15 protein-coding genes are annotated in these 18,644 nt (G+C 41.8%); 4 read left to right on the forward strand and 11 right to left on the reverse strand.

All coding sequences use genetic code 11. The annotated features are described in order from the left end of the window. Positions 1-58: 58 nt before the first annotated feature. From JO943_RS10635 to JO943_RS10655, 5 genes are all read right to left on the reverse strand, one after another. Positions 59-475: a GlcG/HbpS family heme-binding protein gene (locus tag JO943_RS10635; RefSeq protein ID WP_202740749.1), complete on the reverse strand. Its 417-nt coding sequence runs from the start codon at positions 473-475 to the stop codon at positions 59-61. A gap of 348 nt (positions 476-823) precedes the next feature. After that, complete coding sequence (hemL, locus tag JO943_RS10640) at positions 824-2,122, reverse strand: glutamate-1-semialdehyde 2,1-aminomutase (RefSeq protein ID WP_032870439.1); 1,299 nt, start codon at positions 2,120-2,122, stop codon at positions 824-826. A gap of 83 nt (positions 2,123-2,205) precedes the next feature. Beyond that, positions 2,206-2,817, reverse strand: coding sequence for a thiamine phosphate synthase (gene thiE, locus JO943_RS10645; RefSeq protein WP_202740811.1), 612 nt, complete (start codon positions 2,815-2,817; stop codon positions 2,206-2,208). 381 nt (positions 2,818-3,198) lie between these two features. After that, on the reverse strand, positions 3,199-4,374 hold the full coding sequence (locus tag JO943_RS18535) for a S1 family peptidase (protein WP_227614457.1): 1,176 nt from the start codon (positions 4,372-4,374) through the stop codon (positions 3,199-3,201). A 389-nt stretch (positions 4,375-4,763) separates the two neighbouring features. Further along, positions 4,764-5,135 carry a DUF962 domain-containing protein gene (locus tag JO943_RS10655; protein WP_202740750.1) on the reverse strand — a complete coding sequence of 124 codons (372 nt, stop codon included), beginning with the start codon at positions 5,133-5,135 and terminating at the stop codon, positions 4,764-4,766. Positions 5,136-5,312: 177 nt separating this feature from the next. On the opposite strand from JO943_RS10655, the gene JO943_RS10660 reads away from it, so the two are divergent. Further along, positions 5,313-6,761, forward strand: coding sequence for a CYTH and CHAD domain-containing protein (locus JO943_RS10660; protein WP_202740751.1), 1,449 nt, complete (start codon positions 5,313-5,315; stop codon positions 6,759-6,761). Positions 6,762-7,015: 254 nt separating this feature from the next. On the opposite strand, the gene JO943_RS10665 is transcribed toward JO943_RS10660, so the two are convergent. Further along, positions 7,016-7,648: a hypothetical protein gene (locus JO943_RS10665; protein WP_202740812.1), complete on the reverse strand. Its 633-nt coding sequence runs from the start codon at positions 7,646-7,648 to the stop codon at positions 7,016-7,018. 106 nt (positions 7,649-7,754) lie between these two features. Between JO943_RS10665 and JO943_RS10670 the strand changes: the two genes are divergently transcribed. Beyond that, on the forward strand, positions 7,755-8,138 hold the full coding sequence (locus JO943_RS10670) for a DUF3144 domain-containing protein (protein ID WP_202740752.1): 384 nt from the start codon (positions 7,755-7,757) through the stop codon (positions 8,136-8,138). A 52-nt stretch (positions 8,139-8,190) separates the two neighbouring features. Here the strand turns inward: JO943_RS10670 and JO943_RS10675 are convergent, their stop codons facing one another. Then, complete coding sequence (locus JO943_RS10675; protein ID WP_202740753.1) at positions 8,191-10,959, reverse strand: M16 family metallopeptidase; 2,769 nt, start codon at positions 10,957-10,959, stop codon at positions 8,191-8,193. A 144-nt stretch (positions 10,960-11,103) separates the two neighbouring features. Next, complete coding sequence (locus JO943_RS10680; protein WP_199974608.1) at positions 11,104-11,922, reverse strand: PhzF family phenazine biosynthesis protein; 819 nt, start codon at positions 11,920-11,922, stop codon at positions 11,104-11,106. A gap of 273 nt (positions 11,923-12,195) precedes the next feature. On the opposite strand from JO943_RS10680, the gene JO943_RS10685 reads away from it, so the two are divergent. Next, positions 12,196-12,807 carry a DJ-1/PfpI family protein gene (locus JO943_RS10685; protein WP_202740754.1) on the forward strand — a complete coding sequence of 204 codons (612 nt, stop codon included), beginning with the start codon at positions 12,196-12,198 and terminating at the stop codon, positions 12,805-12,807. A 196-nt stretch (positions 12,808-13,003) separates the two neighbouring features. Here the strand turns inward: JO943_RS10685 and JO943_RS10690 are convergent, their stop codons facing one another. Next, a complete protein-coding gene (locus JO943_RS10690; RefSeq protein WP_202740755.1) occupies positions 13,004-13,624 on the reverse strand; it encodes a pentapeptide repeat-containing protein in 621 nt (206 codons plus the stop codon). Positions 13,625-13,761: 137 nt separating this feature from the next. After that, a complete protein-coding gene (gene icd, locus JO943_RS10695) occupies positions 13,762-15,018 on the reverse strand; it encodes an NADP-dependent isocitrate dehydrogenase (protein WP_009510897.1) in 1,257 nt (418 codons plus the stop codon). 193 nt (positions 15,019-15,211) lie between these two features. On the opposite strand from icd, the gene JO943_RS10700 reads away from it, so the two are divergent. Further along, positions 15,212-16,015, forward strand: a complete 804-nt coding sequence (locus tag JO943_RS10700) for a pseudouridine synthase (protein WP_009511275.1) — start codon at positions 15,212-15,214, stop codon at positions 16,013-16,015. Positions 16,016-16,148: 133 nt separating this feature from the next. On the opposite strand, the gene JO943_RS10705 is transcribed toward JO943_RS10700, so the two are convergent. After that, on the reverse strand, positions 16,149-18,380 hold the full coding sequence (locus JO943_RS10705; RefSeq protein WP_005288190.1) for an NADP-dependent isocitrate dehydrogenase: 2,232 nt from the start codon (positions 18,378-18,380) through the stop codon (positions 16,149-16,151). Between the last annotated feature and the right edge of the window lie 264 nt (positions 18,381-18,644).

Raw genomic sequence — 18,644 nt, forward strand, 5'->3', positions numbered from 1 at the left:
ACTGATTTTTTTCGTGTTTCTCTCGATTTTTCATCCAGATTCGAATTTAAATGATGATTTAGGTGTGTTGCTCTAGAAATTGTTGAATCGCATGCTGGGCAATTTCTGCATCTTGGAAGGATTGTACCCCCGAAACCCCCACAGCTCCCACAACCTGTCCTTGATAGACAATCGGCTCACCACCTTCCAGCATGCCTTTCGCAGCATTGATGGTTAAAAAGCCGATTTTGCCATCACGGATCATATCTTCGGATGCCTTGGTTGCTCTGCGGCTGACTGCGGCAGAATGTGCTTTTTCCTGACAAATCTGTGTCGATAATACCGATGCGCCATCCATGCGCTTCATCATTAACAAGGTGCCACCGTCATCGACAACAGCAATGCTGACATTAAAATTATGTGCTGTCGCATATTGTGCTGCTGCATTAACCAGAATTTCCACATCCGCCGCAGTTAAATAATGTTTAGTTTTCATTGTTACTCCATTCCCATGAGTTTGTTATCAAAAGCTTATTCAAAATAAAATATATAGAAGCGGTCTCTATCACCTGCGCCAACCAGAACGTGAATGCTTTGCAGCAGTCGCAGACCAACGCAAATATAGTTTATTATTCAAGCATTATTTTGACTGGCAGTACAATAAAGATTATTTATCTTTTTGTTGATCGCAAAGGTTTATCCTATAAACAGCTAGCAAATCAGTACGGTTGTGTTAAGGCCTACCCTTATTTTTTTAATACCTTAAGTTTTTTATTCATTTCAGATTAAAGATATATCCATTAAAAAAGCCCGAAAAAATCGGGCTTTTTTAGACATCACGGCATTACTTCATTTCAGCAAAAGTTTCTTTTGCGGCCTGAATGGTATCGGCAATATCCTGATCTGAATGCATTGACGAAATAAAGCCTGCTTCAAATGCGGATGGTGCAAGATAGACGCCACGCTTTAACATGCCATGGAAGAATTTCTTGAATGCTTCCACATCACAGGCCAACATTGAATCAAAGCTAGTAATGTCATCCTGATCGGTAAAATACAAACCGAACATACCACCGACTTGCTGGGTCTTAAATGGAATGCCTGCTTCATCTGCAGCAGCCTGTAAACCGGCAAGCAATTTGGCGAGCTGCGCAGCAAGCTTGTCATAGAAACCAGGTTCACGTAAATGTTTGAACATCGCGATACCAGCACGCATGGCCAATGGATTGCCTGACAATGTACCGGCCTGATAAACACCACCTAAAGGTGCGATGCATTCCATGATTTCACGTTTACCACCAAAAGCACCAACCGGTAAACCAGCACCAATAATTTTACCCAACGTGGTCAAGTCAGGCTTAACCTTATACACCGATTGTGCGCCACCTAAAGCGACACGAAAACCAGTCATCACTTCATCAATAATAAACACTGATTTGTATTCATCACAAACATCACGAATTGCTTGCAAGAAACCATCAATTGGCGTTACCAGATTCATATTACCTGCAACCGGCTCAATGATCACACCCGCAATCTCATGACCAAATTTGCTAAAGCATTCTTTTAAGGCTTCGATATTGTTATACGGTAAGGTTAAGGTATGTTTGGCAAAATCAGCAGGTACCCCTTTTGACGTTGGCTCACCTTCACCAAGGGTCAATAAGCCTGAACCTGCTTTCACCAATAACGAGTCTGAATGACCGTGGTAGCAGCCTTCAAATTTTACAATCTTGTCACGCCCCGTATAACCACGTGCCAGACGAATCGCGGTCATGGTCGCTTCTGTACCTGAACTGGTCATACGCACCAATTCGATTGAAGGCATAATGTCGCAAATCGTGTCTGCCAGCGTCGTTTCGTGCACAGTTGGCGCACCAAAACTTAAACCATCTTCTGCCGCAGTTTGTACCGCCTGAATAATATCCGGATGCGCATGGCCTAGGATCATTGGGCCCCATGAACCGACATAGTCTACGTAGCGCTTGCCATCAACATCCCACAAATACGCCCCTTTTGCCTTTTCGATAAAGACTGGCGTACCGCCAACACCGTTAAATGCACGTACAGGTGAGTTAACCCCACCTGGAATATGTTTATTTGCTTGTTTAAATAGCTGTTCTTGCTTTGGAGATAAACTCATATAAGGCTCAACCTGGAATCAAGGACAAGGAACGCTGTCGTTCCGAGAAACAATGAAAGCTCCGCAAAAGCGGATGCCTATAATTAGTCAAATAACGTTGCCCATGCAGTGACACGAGCAGGAATTTCGGCTGTTGATCGTCCTAATATATCACTAATTACCGCACAAAGGCTCGCCCCAGACTCAATCACCACTTGAGAATTTTCCACAGTCAGACCACCAATTGCACAAATCGGTACAGCAAACTTTTGTTTCGCTTGTTTGATCACTTCGATACCGACATTACCGGCTTCGGGTTTGGTTGAAGTAGCATAGACTGCACCAAACGCCACATAAGTCGCTCCATCGACAATCGCTTTTTCAGCCAATTCCAGTGAGTTTAGGCAGGTACGACCAATAATCACACCTTTTGGCAAACGTGCAGCAGCATCACTTATTTCCCCATCGGACTGTCCAAGATGGACACCCAAACCAAACTGTTCAGCCAGTGCCAGATCATCATTAATGACGAATGGTACTTGATGTTGTTCACAGAGTGCTTTGATCTGCTCGACTTCGCTTGACTGCTCTGCCTTTGCTACCTTCTTACGGCGATATTGCAGAATCGCAACCTTCCCGGTGGCTAATGCGACATCTAGTTTTTCAAGTAAGAGCTGGATTGGATCATCGTTAGTAATGAGGTAAAGACCGCGCATGAACGTTTCACTATTCACTATAATTACATTAGCTTCAGGGTATATTTTCTTATCTAAAATTTAAAGAGAGGGAGTGTATAAGTTCTTATCAAATGATCTATTAGATGCCCCATTTCACCTGAAAATAAAAATATTCGTATGAATGGCTAATAGATATATTATTTAGCCTGCAATTATTTATAAATGACATATGCTTTGAATCGCTAAAAATTGATGTAAACCTCAGAAATCCCAACACTAAGTAAAATTAGAATATAAGTTATTAATTTAAAATCCATATGTAAGATTAATAAGGATTATAGACCTATAGAAAAAGCCATTACTTAATAATAACTTTTTCTATAATTTTAGAATTAATTATCTATTTGAAAACTGTCTTCATTAATACACAAATGAAAAACCGTTTTCATAGATCTTATCAGTAGGTACATAGTAATAGCCCTGACAAGCACCTGACTGATCATCCATAAGACCTAGAGAAAGAATACCACTGGCGATTGTTGATACTGTAAATACGGGTCCACCGCTATCACTTGCACCGCAAGTATTTGTACTTACTCTAACCCAGAAATCACCTGGAAAATTTGGATCCCCAACTTTAGTTGCAACTTCCTCAACTTTACCACAACTATATCCTGTCGCCACCCCGTAATGACAAACTTGGTCACCTACTTTTGTAGCACCTAAAGTACGTCTTCCTGTCAGTGTTCTTGTTGTTGAAGGGCCTACATAAAACTTATTGGTTATTGTCGCAGCCGTACTGTTCCATTGAAAATCATTTTCTTGATTAAAAGGAATTTCGCCTACAAATGAATACTTCGTTCCATTTTGCTTATCTTCAAAATTGTTAGGGCAGTGAGCAGCCGTGCTCATATACTTTTTTCCAGCCGAGTCCTTAATCCCAAAAGCTGTTGTACAATCATAATATGTAGGTGCCTGAGATTTATCGACTACAAATGATCCCCCGTGGGCATCCACCAATGGTTTAATTGTCCAGTTAACAAATTTAAACTCTAAAGGCAAATTTAGATTATTCCAAGCCATTTTAATGGCATCAACTTTCTTTAAATTTTCTGCTGTTTCCTTACCTTTGACTGACACTACTATAGCGCCAGTTCTTTCATCATAAGCATACGACTGGACAGTATTAAAATAGGTTTTAACTAATTTGCTTACGTTGTTAATTTGGGCTCTTCCAGCTTCTCTGGTTTCTGTAGCGCCATACTGAATTTCTATCGGTAAATTTTCTTTAGCAACAGTATTTCCAACAGCTACATTTCTTTTTTGATTGGTGCCAGAACCCTTGACACGTACAACTATCTTATAAGTAGGAGAACTCTCTACATAAATACCAGAGATTCTTCCTTTAAATTCTTTTTCGATAGCATCCAATGCTGCATCACGATTAGCATCTAAAAATAATGATTTTTTAGCTTCCGCGGTACTAACACCATTTAAGACAGATAAGGCTCGGATATCCATATCTATATCTTCATTCGCTAATACACAAGTTGATATTGCAGAAACTACTAAAGATAGAGCGAAAATTTTTTTCATTTTACCACCTGTTTAATTATTGTTCTAAAATAATATTTTAATTATTCTTAATAGTCTCTAATTTAAATGTAGTTTCATGTAAATGAAATATGCATTTTTTAATAAACCAATATTATTCTTTTAGAAATTAAACGTAATGTTATAAAAAATCTTGCCATTTGATTAAGTAATGTTTTCTCACCTTGCCATGTATCCCATCATGCACTTTCCGAACAACTACAACAAAACCACTTTAAATTTCTAAATAGCGTATGCCGCCATGAACAATTCCATTCTTGTATTTTTCCCTCATTTTTTTATGATCTTACTGAAACAGTGAACAATAAAAAAGCTGCCGAGGCAGCTTTGCGACACCTAATGTCGCTTTATAGTTTTAGAATATCCTTGATTTACGACTCAATTTTATCAAACTGACGATCAATCAGACTCAAACGGCCACGTGCAATATCCGACAGCATCCGCCAATCCGAAATAAAGCTATATAGTGGCTGCTTAAAGCTGGCAGGCTTATTATGTTCAAAAAAGAAATGCCCGACCCAGGCACAGGCATAACCCGAAACCAAACCATATAAGGCATATTTGGCCTGACGCTTACGAATGGCTTTGCTAAAGAAATACAAACCAATCGAGCTACCTGTCGCATGCAAACGGCGGCTGGCAATATTGCGATGTTCAGTTAAATAAAAGCGATAAAATTCATCATAGTTTTTAATCGGTAATGAAAATTCCACTGGCTGGGTGATATTGGCTGGTGCATTCATTTCTAGATCATCCTAATCCTGCAAGACTTTACACACGTTAATGCATTTTTTGTACAAAATAAAGTCATTCTATGCCCTGCTTTCAATCCTTAAAACAACTTTACAATAATTTTTCAGATCAACAGTTTATACTCATTTATATATTTATCATTCTCGCTGGTCAGGAGTCATAACATCATGGAAATAGAGCTAAAATTTCAACTTCCTGAATCTAAGAAAAAAAGTGTTTTACAGGCCTTAAGCAAACAAAAAGCACAGAAAATTCAGTTACAAGCAAAATACTATGATACCGCTGAACGTTTGCTTGCTAAAAATTATGTGGCAATCCGTCTACGTCAAGAAGGCGAACATTGGGTACAAACTTTTAAAGCAGCCAGTAAGAATCATTTACAACGTATCGAAGAAGATATTTATTTAGGCAAATGTGCTCAAGAACCTGAGCTTGATCTGTCCCTCTATAAACATAATCAAACCGTTCAAACCGTACTGCGTGAGGTTTTAGGCGAAGCGCCAGCCGAGCTAGAATTACAGTTCCAGACCAATGTACAGCGTACTTTTCATGTATTCGAGTTTGAAGGTTCACACATTGAAGTCTGTCTGGATGATGGTGAAATCCGCACCCCAACTGATCATGCCCGAATTTGTGAAGTCGAATTTGAGTTAAAACAAGGTTCAGCTCAAGAGCTGATTCAGTTTGCCAAAACCTGGGTCAATCAATACCAGCTCTGGCTGGATGTGCGCAGTAAAGCTGAACGTGGAAATTTACTGGCCCAAGGCAAAGTCGTCTCTGCTGCCACCAAAGCAAAATCACTGAACCTAGATAAAGATGTCAGCGCTGAACAGGCTATTAAACAGATTATCGAAAATACCCTCAATCATATTCTGCCCAATGCAGCAGCGATTGCGGATGGCGTCGCCGAAGCGGATCATATTCACCAAGCCCGTGTCGGCTTACGTCGCCTGCGCTCGGCTTTAAAACATTTTTCCAACTGGTCGGCACAGATTGATCCGACTTGGGAAAGCCAATTGGCAGATATTTTTAGAGCCTTGGGACAATCACGTGATAATGATGCCATTCAAGACTCCGTCGTTCCATTAGTCAAACAAGTCTGTGATTTTGATTTTCCGTTCCCTGAAAATGTCGACACCAATATTGCTGGATTATTAAGTGACAGCAAAACAACCCAGCTGTTTTTATCCTTATTTAGCTTTAGCTATAGTGAGCATCAATCAAAATCCAAACTTTCTAAACAAGCTGCCAAAAGCTTAACCAAGCTGTATCAAAAGATACTGAAAGATGCAGCTCAATTTTCAAGCTTAGCGGCGGAACAACAACATCGTACCCGTAAGCGCGTTAAACAATTGCGTTATTGCATCGACTTTATTGCAGGAATTTACCCAGAAAAACAGGTTCAGCAATTTTTGAGTAAGTTACAACCGATTCAGGAATATTTAGGCTTTTATAATGATCTGTTTGTTGCGGAGCAAATCTTTGAACAACAGGCTGCGAAGCATTCACAATTTTTATTTGCTTTAGGTTGGGTTAAGGCACAGCAACCACATGTGGCAAAAAAAGCGGCAAAGAAACTACAGGCTTTATCGACTAAAGATATTTTTTGGAAATAAAGTTTTATTTCCCAAGTTAACTTCATAGCGGAGTCATGCCGAGTTCTCATTCAATTTCAGGATATACCTTCGGTGACCTACTTTTCTTTCGGGAAAAGTAGGCAAAACCATATGTCATCTACAAAACCTGTTCTCTGCTTTCACACATCTCATTTTATCAACTCACCAAAATCATTCACTTTTTTAATACCACGCAGGTTGTAGATGACGCTCCCGACGCTCATATTCCTGAGTAAGATACTCACTTAAATTACTTACCGATATTTTCCAAAAATCTTCCACGTTCCATTATCTGCAATCGGATCACTATAGCTATCATTACGCTGTTTACGGGGTTTATCCCGCGCATCCACCAATTTAAAATGCGGCTCTACACTCAAAATCACGCCATTCATATAAAAACGGGTGCGGGTATAGTCGCTTTGCCCATGCTGAAACACATAAGTCCGTAAATCAATAAACTCACGATGCGCCACCAAAGCAGCGGTATCGTCACTCCCTAACCATTCTTGCATGGCAAAAATCTGATCGGTCTCAAACTGTCCACATTTTTCCAATAAGGCCGCGACTCCGCGAAAAGTTTTCGATTCTTTGGCACGGGTTTTATTAATCCTGATCCGATCGACATGAAAGAAAAACAGCGGCAGGTTTAAGTGGCTGGGTAAATGAATGGCATCCAGCACCTCATCTTCCATAAAAGGCTGGCATAACTGCTGCGCCCTCTCAATCAAAGGCTGCCATTGACGGTAATATTCATCGACTTCATCCTTTAAACCATAATAAATCGGCAGGCCTTCAACATGTTCTAAAAATTGAGGCGGATAGATATGCTGGCGCAGTAAGGCAATATCCGTTTTTAAACTTTGAATCGCGATTGCATCTTGCATAGTCATTCTTCGAATTGCTTAGGCTATTTTTAGGTTAAGGCAAAGGTTTAGTTTCGACAAGGCTTTGTCTATAATAATGTGTCTTAACTTGTCGCTGGAAAATCTCATGTCTCAAAAAATTAACGCTACCGATGTGACGGAAGAAGAAGCTTTAAATGCCGTATTTTTTGAGCGTGCCGATGAATTTATCAAACTCGCCAATGATTTTTGCCGTCCGCCAAAGGGCCAGCAAGCCCAACCCGAAGAATTACGTGGTCAGGTCAGCGCAGCCATGTTATTCGCTACTGCCCGTTTCAACACCTGGGTGGCAGCAAATAACTTTAAAGATGGCGAAGAAATGCGTGAAGCGAAAGAACAAGTGATGTCTTATCTGCTGCAACAGTTCCAGATGATGCTGGAAGATAATTTTGACGAATATTGTGAACAGTTCGAAAACTACTTACGTTTCCGCAAAAATGAAGATTTTCATGCCCATAAACATGATCATTAAGCTTTGATGCAAAAAAGAAAGCCACCTGACCGGTGGCTTTCTTTTTGATTGCTTATTTCAAGTTTTGAGGCTGACCATACTGATCCGCCATTACTTCGACAAACTGATCCAGCTTGATATATTTTTTGATGGCCGCATTCACATCATCTTTGCTTAATTTAGCAAGTTCCTGATCACGTTCAGCACGATCCAGCAAGGTTTTGTTGCGCTCTAACTGACCTGTCAACATGCCATGAATATTACGCTCATCTTCCAAAGCCGTGACACGTTTTTTCATGATGTCTGCTTTGGCGGCTTCAACTTCCTGCTCGGTCACGCCTTTGCTTAACAGCTCATTCAAGACTTTATGCACCGATTGTGATACTTGCGCCGAGCGTCCAGAGGTATAGTTCGCAGTAATACTTAAAGTACCATCATTGATATCTGGATCTAGGTCTAGACCACTGCCAAAGCCATAAACCAAGGCATTTTTCTCACGTAACTCCTGCGCCAGACGCGATGAAAGCTGCGAGTTACCCAAAATATGGCTCAGGATAATTAACGCGGGTGCATCTGGATGATATGAACCAACAGGCAATGCCAGCACGCTCTGGTAGCTACCGAATTCACGCTGTTCCGATAAAGCATGCACTTTCTGCGCTTTATAGACGGTATATTGGCCTGTTACTTTGGTATACGGCTGTTTTGCTTTCCAAGAACCAAATGCCTTTTGTAAGGTCTTTTGCATTTTCTTGGCATCAAAATCTCCTGTTACCGCAATCTGTGCATGATCGGTCACAAAGAATTGATCATAAAATTGCTTCACTTGCGGCTGAGTCACCTCACTGATCTGTTTTTTCGCAAAATCAGGCTCAAAATGATAACGCAAATCACCAGGTTGATAGATTTCCAGAATTTTAGACAAGGTCATCGAAGCCACAACCGCAGGCTCAGTGTACGGACGATCCAGTACCGATAAACTTTGATTTTTGGCAAGATCAAACTCTGTTTGTGAGAATTTTGGCTGCTTCAGCACATCAACAATAAAGTTGAAGAAGTCTTCAAATTTGTCTTTTTTCGCCTGCACCACAATGGTAAAACCATTGCCATTCGAGCTTACAGATGCACCACCGCTGGCAGCAATCGCTTTATCGGTAATTTCTTGCAGACTATGCTTATCAGAACCACGCAACATCAGATAACTGGTTAGATCCAGTGTGACACCTTTACCAAATAATGCTTTTTCATCACCAAAATCCAGGCTAATGGTGGCATAGGTCTTATCATCACGGGTTGCAGTCGGGAACAAGGCATAACGAATACCATTCTTCAACTCACCACGCTGGATTTTCTGTTCGTTTTTCTGTAATTGCTGGGCAGACTGTGACATAAACTGGGTCACTTCCTGCTTGTAAACATTCGGATCTTTTAATGGCTCAGGCTGCTCATCACTTTGATCCAAGGTCTTTGGTTTCTCTTCCGCCTTCAACGTCATCGCTTTCTTCTGGTCCTCAGGGGTTGGCAAAATATCCCCTGAGATACGATGTGAAGCGGTTAAAAACGCTTTCAGCGTTGCATTGGTATCTTTTAGCTTTAAGGCCTGAACGGTCTTTAAGTCTTTGAAGTACTGGTCCCATTGTCCCTGAGAAGAGACTGCATAATCACTGAGGCGTGAACCTAAAGCTACTGCATCATTGGCAATAGTATCCGCGGTATTCTGGGTAATATTCTTGATACGCTGTAACTCGGCTTCGGTGAATGGCTGACTGTTTTCCACGCCAGTTTTCAATGCATCATCGACTTTTTTCGCATCATGGCTTGGTGCGTAAACTGCGCCCATAAACACCACGTTAAAGTCCTGATCTAACCAGGTTGCAGATTGAACTGCGGTACTGATCCCGGTCTCGACCATATTTTTATATAAAGGGCCACTCGGTTGCATGGTATAGAGAGAAGGTGCCAGTGCCAGAATCGGTTGTAATTCGGTATTTTTTCCATTCATATAAATATTGAATTTGGCCAGATCACTGCCCTTTTTCACGGTGAATTGACGTTGTTCAATCTTGCTGGCATCAAGCACAGGCACTTTCACCTGAGCAGGTACCGCGCGTGCAGGGATTGGACTGAAATACTGGTCAATCTTATTCAGTACTTCGGTTTTATCAAACTTACCCGAAATGACCATAACCGCATTATTCGGTGCATACCAGGTTCTGTAGAACTGATTCAATTCATTGAGCTGAATCGACTTGAGCTCAGGTAAGTCACCTATCGGCAAACGACCTAAATATTGATTGCCATAGGCAGCTTTCCATACCTGATCCATTAAAACTGCAAAGGGCTGATCCATACGGATTTCGCGTTCACGTTTTACGATTTCAATTTCAGAGGGTACAAATTTTTCCTGCAACACCAATTTATCCATACGCTCGGATTCGAGATACAGGATTTCATTCAATGCATTTTTTTCAGGACGAACGATATTTAAGTATTTGGTCGCGTAATAATCGGTACTGGCATTGGTCATCAAGGTATATTGATCCAGACGGCGCTGGAACTCTTCACCTTTCACATTTTGAGTGCCTTTAAAAGCCAGGTGTTCTAATAGATGTGCCAGGCCACCCTTACCTTTTGGATCATTCAGTGAACCCGTCAGGTAAACCGTATTAACATAGACTTTATTTTCTTTATCGTTTGGCGCCAGAATAACCCTGAAACCATTATCTAATTTATATTCTTCGATATTTTTTTCACTTTTTACGAGCACTGTCTGAGACCAAGACGTCGCACTCAACCCGATCAAACATAGAGAGAGAGTAAGCTGCTTAAAGCGCATTAACATAATTTATCCAATTATTTATGGTGATTTAAATCATACAGACAAGCTATGGTAGAGAATGATTCGCATTTTTAATAGTTATGTTTTGAAAAAAGCTGTTTATTTAAACAGCTTTTATCTTTGTTTTTGCACAATTTAAGCTAAAAATCAGATTGCCAGTTCAGCTTGCATATACAATTTGGCATAACCTGAAATTTCGATACGCTCATCAGATTCAATCACGCAGTCTAAAACGCCACCGCGTGCTGACGCCTGAAAGGCCACCAGTTTTGTCTGGTTAAGCTTCTCTGCCCACAGCGGCACAATCGCGGTATGAATCGAACCTGTGACAGGATCTTCATCAATGCCGATCGCTGGGGCAAAGTAACGAGAAACGCAATCAAACTTGCCTTCGCCTCGAGCGGTAATTGCCACGTCAGGCTGAGAAGCAGTAATCGCTGTCCGAATTTTACCCAAGCGTTTTAATACTTCCAGATCAGGTTGCTCATCCAATACATCCTGTACCGTTTCATATTCAATAATATAAGCTTGAGGATTGCGATACACCGCTTTAAACGGCTTGGTTAGCCCTTCACGCAGTTCTGACGGATAGTCAGATACAAGCGCCGCCCGACGGATCGGGAAGTTCATCTTGATTTTACCATCCGCATCCTGACTAACGATAAAAATCCCCAGATCACGGACATGAAACTGAATTGTTGTGGCTTGTGTAAAATCCTTAAACAGTACAAAAGCACTGGCCAACGTGGCATGACCACAAAATGCCACCTCTTCCAATGGAGAAAACCAGCGAATCTCATAATTGCTGTCATCAAGCGTTCGAACAAAAGCAGTTTCTGACAGGTTATTTTCCATTGCAATATTCTGCATCAACTGCTGATCTAACCACTCATCAAGCACGATGACAGCTGCTGGATTTCCTTTAAATAATTCCTGGGTAAAAGCATCCACTTGATACATTTTCATGGCATAGCACTCGCTCTATTTTTCCACTATTTTGACCATCTACAGACGAATTGATAGATACAGATTTTCCTAAATTTACGATACACCACAGCTTTTCTTGTTTTAGCTGCTTAAATGATTAAAAATCAAGCCAAAAGTATGCGCGGCTTGCTAACAAATCAGATCAAAAGTCCAATGATTTAGCATAATTCAAAATAAGCCATACACAATATTCACAATCAAAAATTTGAAGCTCTCTAAGGTATGAGATAGATAAAACTTGTGAGAAAAGTCATGCGTATTCCTGTTCATGCCATTGTATTTGAAGAATTTGAAACCCTCGATATTATGGGGCCGGTCGAATTATTTGGTTTACTGCAACAACATTATCAAGTGCAGTTTTATAGCCTGAATGGCGGACTGGTTTCCAACAAACATGGAGTCTGTATTCAAACCCAACCATTTACTGAAATACAGACACATGCACAAAGCATTTTGCTGATACCAGGCGGGATCATCACCTTTGAACTCATGAAAAATCAGGAGTTTCTCGATCAACTCAAAATATTGGCAGATCAAAGCAGATATGTTCTGACGGTTTGTACAGGGAGTTCGTTACTGGCAGCAACCGGTATTTTGAATGGTATTAAAGCGACATCGAATAAAATGGCCTTAGAAATTGTACGAAGCCTCAATAATCAAGTGTTATGGCAAACTCAGGCACGCTGGGTGACTGATAGAAAGTTTTATACCTCTTCTGGCGTCAGTGCAGGTATGGATATGACCCTTGCTTTTATTCAGGACACGCAAGGTGAAAATATGGCCCAACTTTGTGCCGAAGAAGCCGAATACCTCTGGAACAGCAATCCAGACCTTGATCCCTTCTGTAAAGTGAAAGCTGAATAATCGCGCTAGCTGATGAGACCGAATCATTGATCAGTGATACTAGCGTCTTTCCAGCTCTGCTTTATGGCGAATCACGATTGACCTAGTGTGGATGGCATTTATGTGCACTGATCTTTTTAAGGATTCATGTTGTATTCATTCTTTTAAAATGAGTGGCGCCATCCCGCTCATGTTGAGTAAAGCGTATTGCCCCTGCTCAGTCGATGCGAACATCAAAACCCAAGTTCTCTGCAATCATTAAAGTTTGATCAAGGTTAATAATGGCTGCTTTTATTTGAGTTTCTTTCGGGTCTAATGCACTTAAATCACTGCCTCTTAAATCACATTCAGTCAAATCTGCACTGTGCAGCCATGCACCCGATAAGTCACTCTCCCGAAGTGAACTCCCACGACAACGCGCCCCAGTCAAATCGGCTTCTCTTAACCGCGTTCGAAGAAAAGAGGCTTTCTCTAAATCAGCACCCGGCAACCCAACAAAGGCCCAGTCACTGTCTTCCACCCGCATATGATGAAACTGGCAATCACTGAACATGCTGCCCACAAACTTACAGTCAGTAAATTTACTGTCAAAAAAATTACTAGAAACAAAGGTACAGTTGATAAAAGCGCTGTTTTGATGGACTGAACCATTAAATCGGGCATGGCGAAAAGTACATTCATTAAATACTGCACCTGTACTGTGCGCCTCAGACATATCTAAATCGACAAATAAAGTACGCTCATATTTCTGATTCCTGAGCACTTGCTCATACCAATCTAAACTGGCAATGCTGTCTGTCGTTTTGGGTGCAGCTTCACCATATTTTCTTTCAGCCATGATGTTCAAGTTTTTATTTTAGAATTGTCCAAAATATGCCATGTCTTTAGTTTTGTACATGCTTTTTTCATGACAACCTTATCTATTCCTCAATAAAGAAGAGCAGAAAAACCCGCCCTTTTAGTGAAAATAAATCATCAATCTTGCATATGTTCGATAATCGCTTGCGCAAATTCCGAACAACGCAGCAAGGTTGCATTTGACATCAAACGTTCAAAATCATACGTCACGGTTTTAGCAGAAATCGCGCCTGAAATACCAGTAATAATTAAATCCGCAGCTTCTGTCCAGCCCATATCCCGCAGCATCATTTCCGCAGACAGAATAATCGAACCCGGATTGACTTTATCCTGTCCTGCATATTTAGGTGCTGTACCATGCGTCGCCTCATACATGGCAATCGCACCGCCAATATTGGCACCCGGGGCAATGCCAATACCACCGACTTCAGCGGCAAGTGCATCAGAAATATAGTCACCATTCAAGTTTAGGGTCGCAATCACCGAGTAATCTGCAGGACGCATTAAAATTTGCTGTAAGAAAGCATCGGCAATCACATCTTTAATAATAATGTCTTTACCATTTTTGGGATTCTTGATTTTTACCCAAGGCCCCCCATCCAGCAGCTGTCCACCAAAACGCTCCATCGCCAGTTCATAGCCCCACTCTTTAAACGCACCTTCGGTGTATTTCATGATATTGCCTTTGTGGACTAAGGTCACAGACGGTTTATCATTATCAATTGCGAATTGTATCGCTTTACGCACCAGACGCTGGGAACCTTCTTTCGATACAGGTTTGATCCCGATACCACATTCCTTAGGAAAACGGATTTTTGTGACGCCCATTTCTTCTTGCAGGAATTTAATTACTTTTTTCGCTTCCGGAGAATCTGCTGGCCATTCAATGCCTGCATAGATATCTTCCGAGTTTTCACGAAAAATCACCATATCGGTCAGTTCGGGATGCTTGACTGGCGAAGGTACACCTTCAAACCAGCGAACGGGCCGTACACAGACATATAAATCCAGTTCCTGACGTAATGCGACATTTAAAGAACGAATTCCACCGCCTACAGGTGTGGTTAACGGGCCTTTTATTGATATAATAAACTCGCGTAAAGCATCAAAAGTTTCTTCTGGCATGTAGCTGCCATAAATTTTGTCTGCTTTCTCACCGCAGTAGACTTCCATCCATTCGATCGAACGTTTGCCACCATAAGCTTTTAGCACGGCGGCATCTACTACTGCTTTCATTGCTGGTGTAATATCCACACCAATACCATCACCTTCAATAAAAGGAATGATCGGACGATTTGGAACATTCAGTGACAGGTCTGCATTTACTGTGATTTTGTCTCCGTCTGCAGGAACCACGATCTTCTGATAACCCATTTTGCAGGTTCTCCCTCATGTATTTAGCGATTATGTCGATGCCTTCTGTGGCAAGCTTTCGTTTTTTATTACATGAAACAGTTTAGTTCAAAACAGGTTTTTTTGAGATTTATACGGGAAATAACAACATTTTCCCATTAAATAAAAACCTTTATTGTTATGATGCCGCCCATAGCCAAAGCAGTATACAGATATGAAAATAGTCGTATTAAATAAACCTTTTGACGTTTTGTCACAGTTCCGTGAGGATTCCGCTCATCTCACCCTTTCCCATTTTATCCATGATCCTGATTTACGTCTTGCGGGCCGACTTGACCTTGATTCAGAAGGACTGATGTTTCTGACCGATCACGGCGGTCTGAATCAATACATTACCAATCCGGCCAATAAGAAATTTAAAACCTATCTTGCGCAAGTCGATGGCGATGTGACTGAAGAAGCTTTAGAGCAACTTCGAAAAGGTGTCGAACTTGCTGATGGTATGACTTTACCGGCAAAAGCGCTTAAAGTGGATCAACCAGAATGGTTATGGGATCGTGATCCTCCTGTACGTTACCGTGCCAATATTCCGACCAGCTGGATTGAACTGCAAATTTGTGAAGGCCGTAACCGTCAGGTGCGTCGTATGACTGCTGCTGTGGGTTTCCCGACACTACGTTTGATCCGGACCAAAATCGGTGCAATCGACCTGATTCGTCTGGGCTTACAACCCGGTGAGCAAACGGAAATTGAACCGTTACTTTATCCTGATTTTAAAGATCTGCCTGAAGATAAACCGTATCGCTCTCGTTCTTATGTGAAAAAACCAGGTGGTACGGGCGGTAAGCCGATGCACCAGAAAAAGAAAGAAGGTGATAAAAAAGACGGCGACAAGAAAAAATCAGGCACCAAGCGTATCTGGCAAATGGATGAAAGCGAAAAGCCACGTCGTAAGACCAATGGTACGACGCGTCCAAACACCAAAGCACCGCGTGGTCGTAGCCGTAATGGTCGCTAGAATTTAGATGTTTTAAAGCCCACTATCGTGGGCTTTTTTTATGGGGATCATCTAAGTCATCATCCATAAAAAAGCCGATGCTTTCGCATCGGCTTTTTTATACCACCAACAAAACTGTCAGTAATATTTAAACTTAAGCTGTTTCAAGTGCTGCATTCAATGTTGCGCTTGGACGCATGACTGCGCTTACTTTTGCAGGATCAATGGCATAGTAACCACCGATATCAGCAGCTTGACCTTGTACTTGAGCAAGCTCGGCAACAATCTTCTCTTCATTGTCAGCAAGTGCTTTCGCAAGCGGAGCAAACTTCGCTTTTAACTCAGCATCTTCGTCTTGAGCAGCCAATGCTTGAGCCCAATACAATGCCAAGTAGTAGTGACTACCACGGTTATCCAGCTCACCGGTACGACGTGATGGAGACTTGTCGTTATCAAGCAGTTTACCTGTTGCCTGATCCAGTGTCTTGGCAAGCAATTTCGCGCGGTTATTGTCTTCTTTAAGACCCAACTCTTCTAAAGAAACAGCTAACGCAAGGAACTCACCCAAAGAATCCCAACGTAAGTGGTTTTCTTCGACCAACTGCTGAACATGTTTCGGCGCTGAACCACCTGCACCAGTTTCATACATGCCGCCACCCGCCATTAACGGCACGATTGACAACATTTTCGCAGAAGTACCCAGTTCCATGATCGGGAACAAGTCAGTCAGGTAGTCACGTAAGATGTTACCGGTTACAGAAATGGTATCTAAACCACGTGCTACACGCTCAAGCGTATAACGCATTGCACGTACTTGTGACATGATCTGGATATCAAGACCTGTGGTGTCATGATCTTTCAGGTATTTTTCAACTTTCTTGATCAATTCATTTTCGTGTGGACGGTACGGGTCTAACCAGAAGATTGCTGGCATGCCAGAGTTACGTGCACGTGTTACGGCAAGTTTCACCCAGTCACGAATCGGTGCGTCTTTCACCTGACACATACGCCAGATGTCGCCTTCTTCGACATTCTGGCTCATCAACACTTCACCCGTGTCTAGATCCGTAATGTTGGCAACGCCTGCTTCAGAAATTTCGAAAGTCTTGTCGTGTGAACCGTATTCTTCCGCTTTCTGCGCCATCAAACCGACGTTTGGCACAGTACCCATGGTACGTGGGTCAAAGTTGCCATTCCACTTACAGAAATTGATCATTTCCTGATAGATACGCGCGAAAGTTGATTCAGGCATCACTGCTTTACAGTCGTAAGGTTTGCCGTCAGCACCCCACATTTTACCGCCACCACGGATCATTGCAGGCATAGAAGCATCTACAATCACGTCATTTGGTGAGTGGAAGTTGGTAATACCTTTCGCAGAATCAACCATCGCCAGTGCAGGACGGTGTTCTTGGCAAGCATGTAAATCTTCAATAATTTCTTCACGCAGTGAAGTCGGTAAAGTTTCGATCTTCTCGTAAAGACCGGCCATACCGTTATTTACGTTGATGCCTAACTCGTCAAATAATTTGCCGTGTTTTTCAAACGCATCTTTGTAGTAAATTTTCACACAGTGACCGAATACGATCGGGTGTGAGACTTTCATCATGGTTGCTTTGACGTGTAACGAGAACAGGATGCCCGCTTCACGACAATCTTCAAGTTCTTTCTCATAGAAATCGCAAAGCGCTTTCTTGCTCATGAACATTGAATCGATGATTTCACCATCCTGAAGTGCAACTTTTGGCTTCAGCACAATCGTTTCACCAGACTTGGTGATGAGCTCCATCTTGACGTTACGCGCACGGTCTAAAGTCATTGATTTTTCACCGTGGTAGAAGTCGCCTTCATCCATGTGAGAAACGTGAGTTTGTGACCATTGTTTCCACTCGCTCATTGAGTGCGGGTGTTTTTTCGCGTAGTTTTTCACAGCAGCAGGTGCACGGCGGTCAGAGTTACCTTCACGCAATACCGGGTTGACTGCCGAGCCTAGGCATTTGCCATAACGCGCCTTAAGTTCTTTCTCTTCTTCAGTTGCTGGATTTTCTGGATAGTCAGGAATCGCATAGCCCTTCGACTGGAGCTCTTTGATACATGCGGTCAACTGAGCCACAGAAGCACTGATGTTTGGAAGTTTAATGATGTTGGTATCTGGATCTTGCGTAAGACGACCTAACTCTGCAAGGTTATTGTTTACCTTCTGTTCATCTTTAAGGTAATCTGAAAATTCTGCAAGTACACGTGCTGCAACTGAGATATCACTTTTCACAATCTCGATGCCAGCAGGCTTGGTAAAGGTCTCAATGATCGGTAGCAATGAATAGGTCGCCAATAACGGCGCCTCATCAGTCAGTGTATAAATGATTTTTGACTTTCCACCAGCCATATATAGCCCCTTGTGTTGGATTGAGTTATGGAAAACTGCGCTTGTGGCCCAGCTCCTAGAACCGATTTGCTTAAAACAAACTTGAGAGTATCAGCGTTCATAGCATACTAGTCAACGCCCTATCCCGTGATAACGACATTTCGCTAAAAAATACTACAATTATATATAATAGATACTGCAAGTTCATATAATTTGGGCCAAATGTTGCCTTTTCAACTACAAAAGCTTTCTCTTGCGGAAAATGCCCAGCAAACTGATCATTTA

Source organism: Acinetobacter sp. 'aerobic (ED)', assembly GCF_904886855.1.
Taxonomy (GTDB): domain Bacteria; phylum Pseudomonadota; class Gammaproteobacteria; order Pseudomonadales; family Moraxellaceae; genus Acinetobacter; species Acinetobacter courvalinii.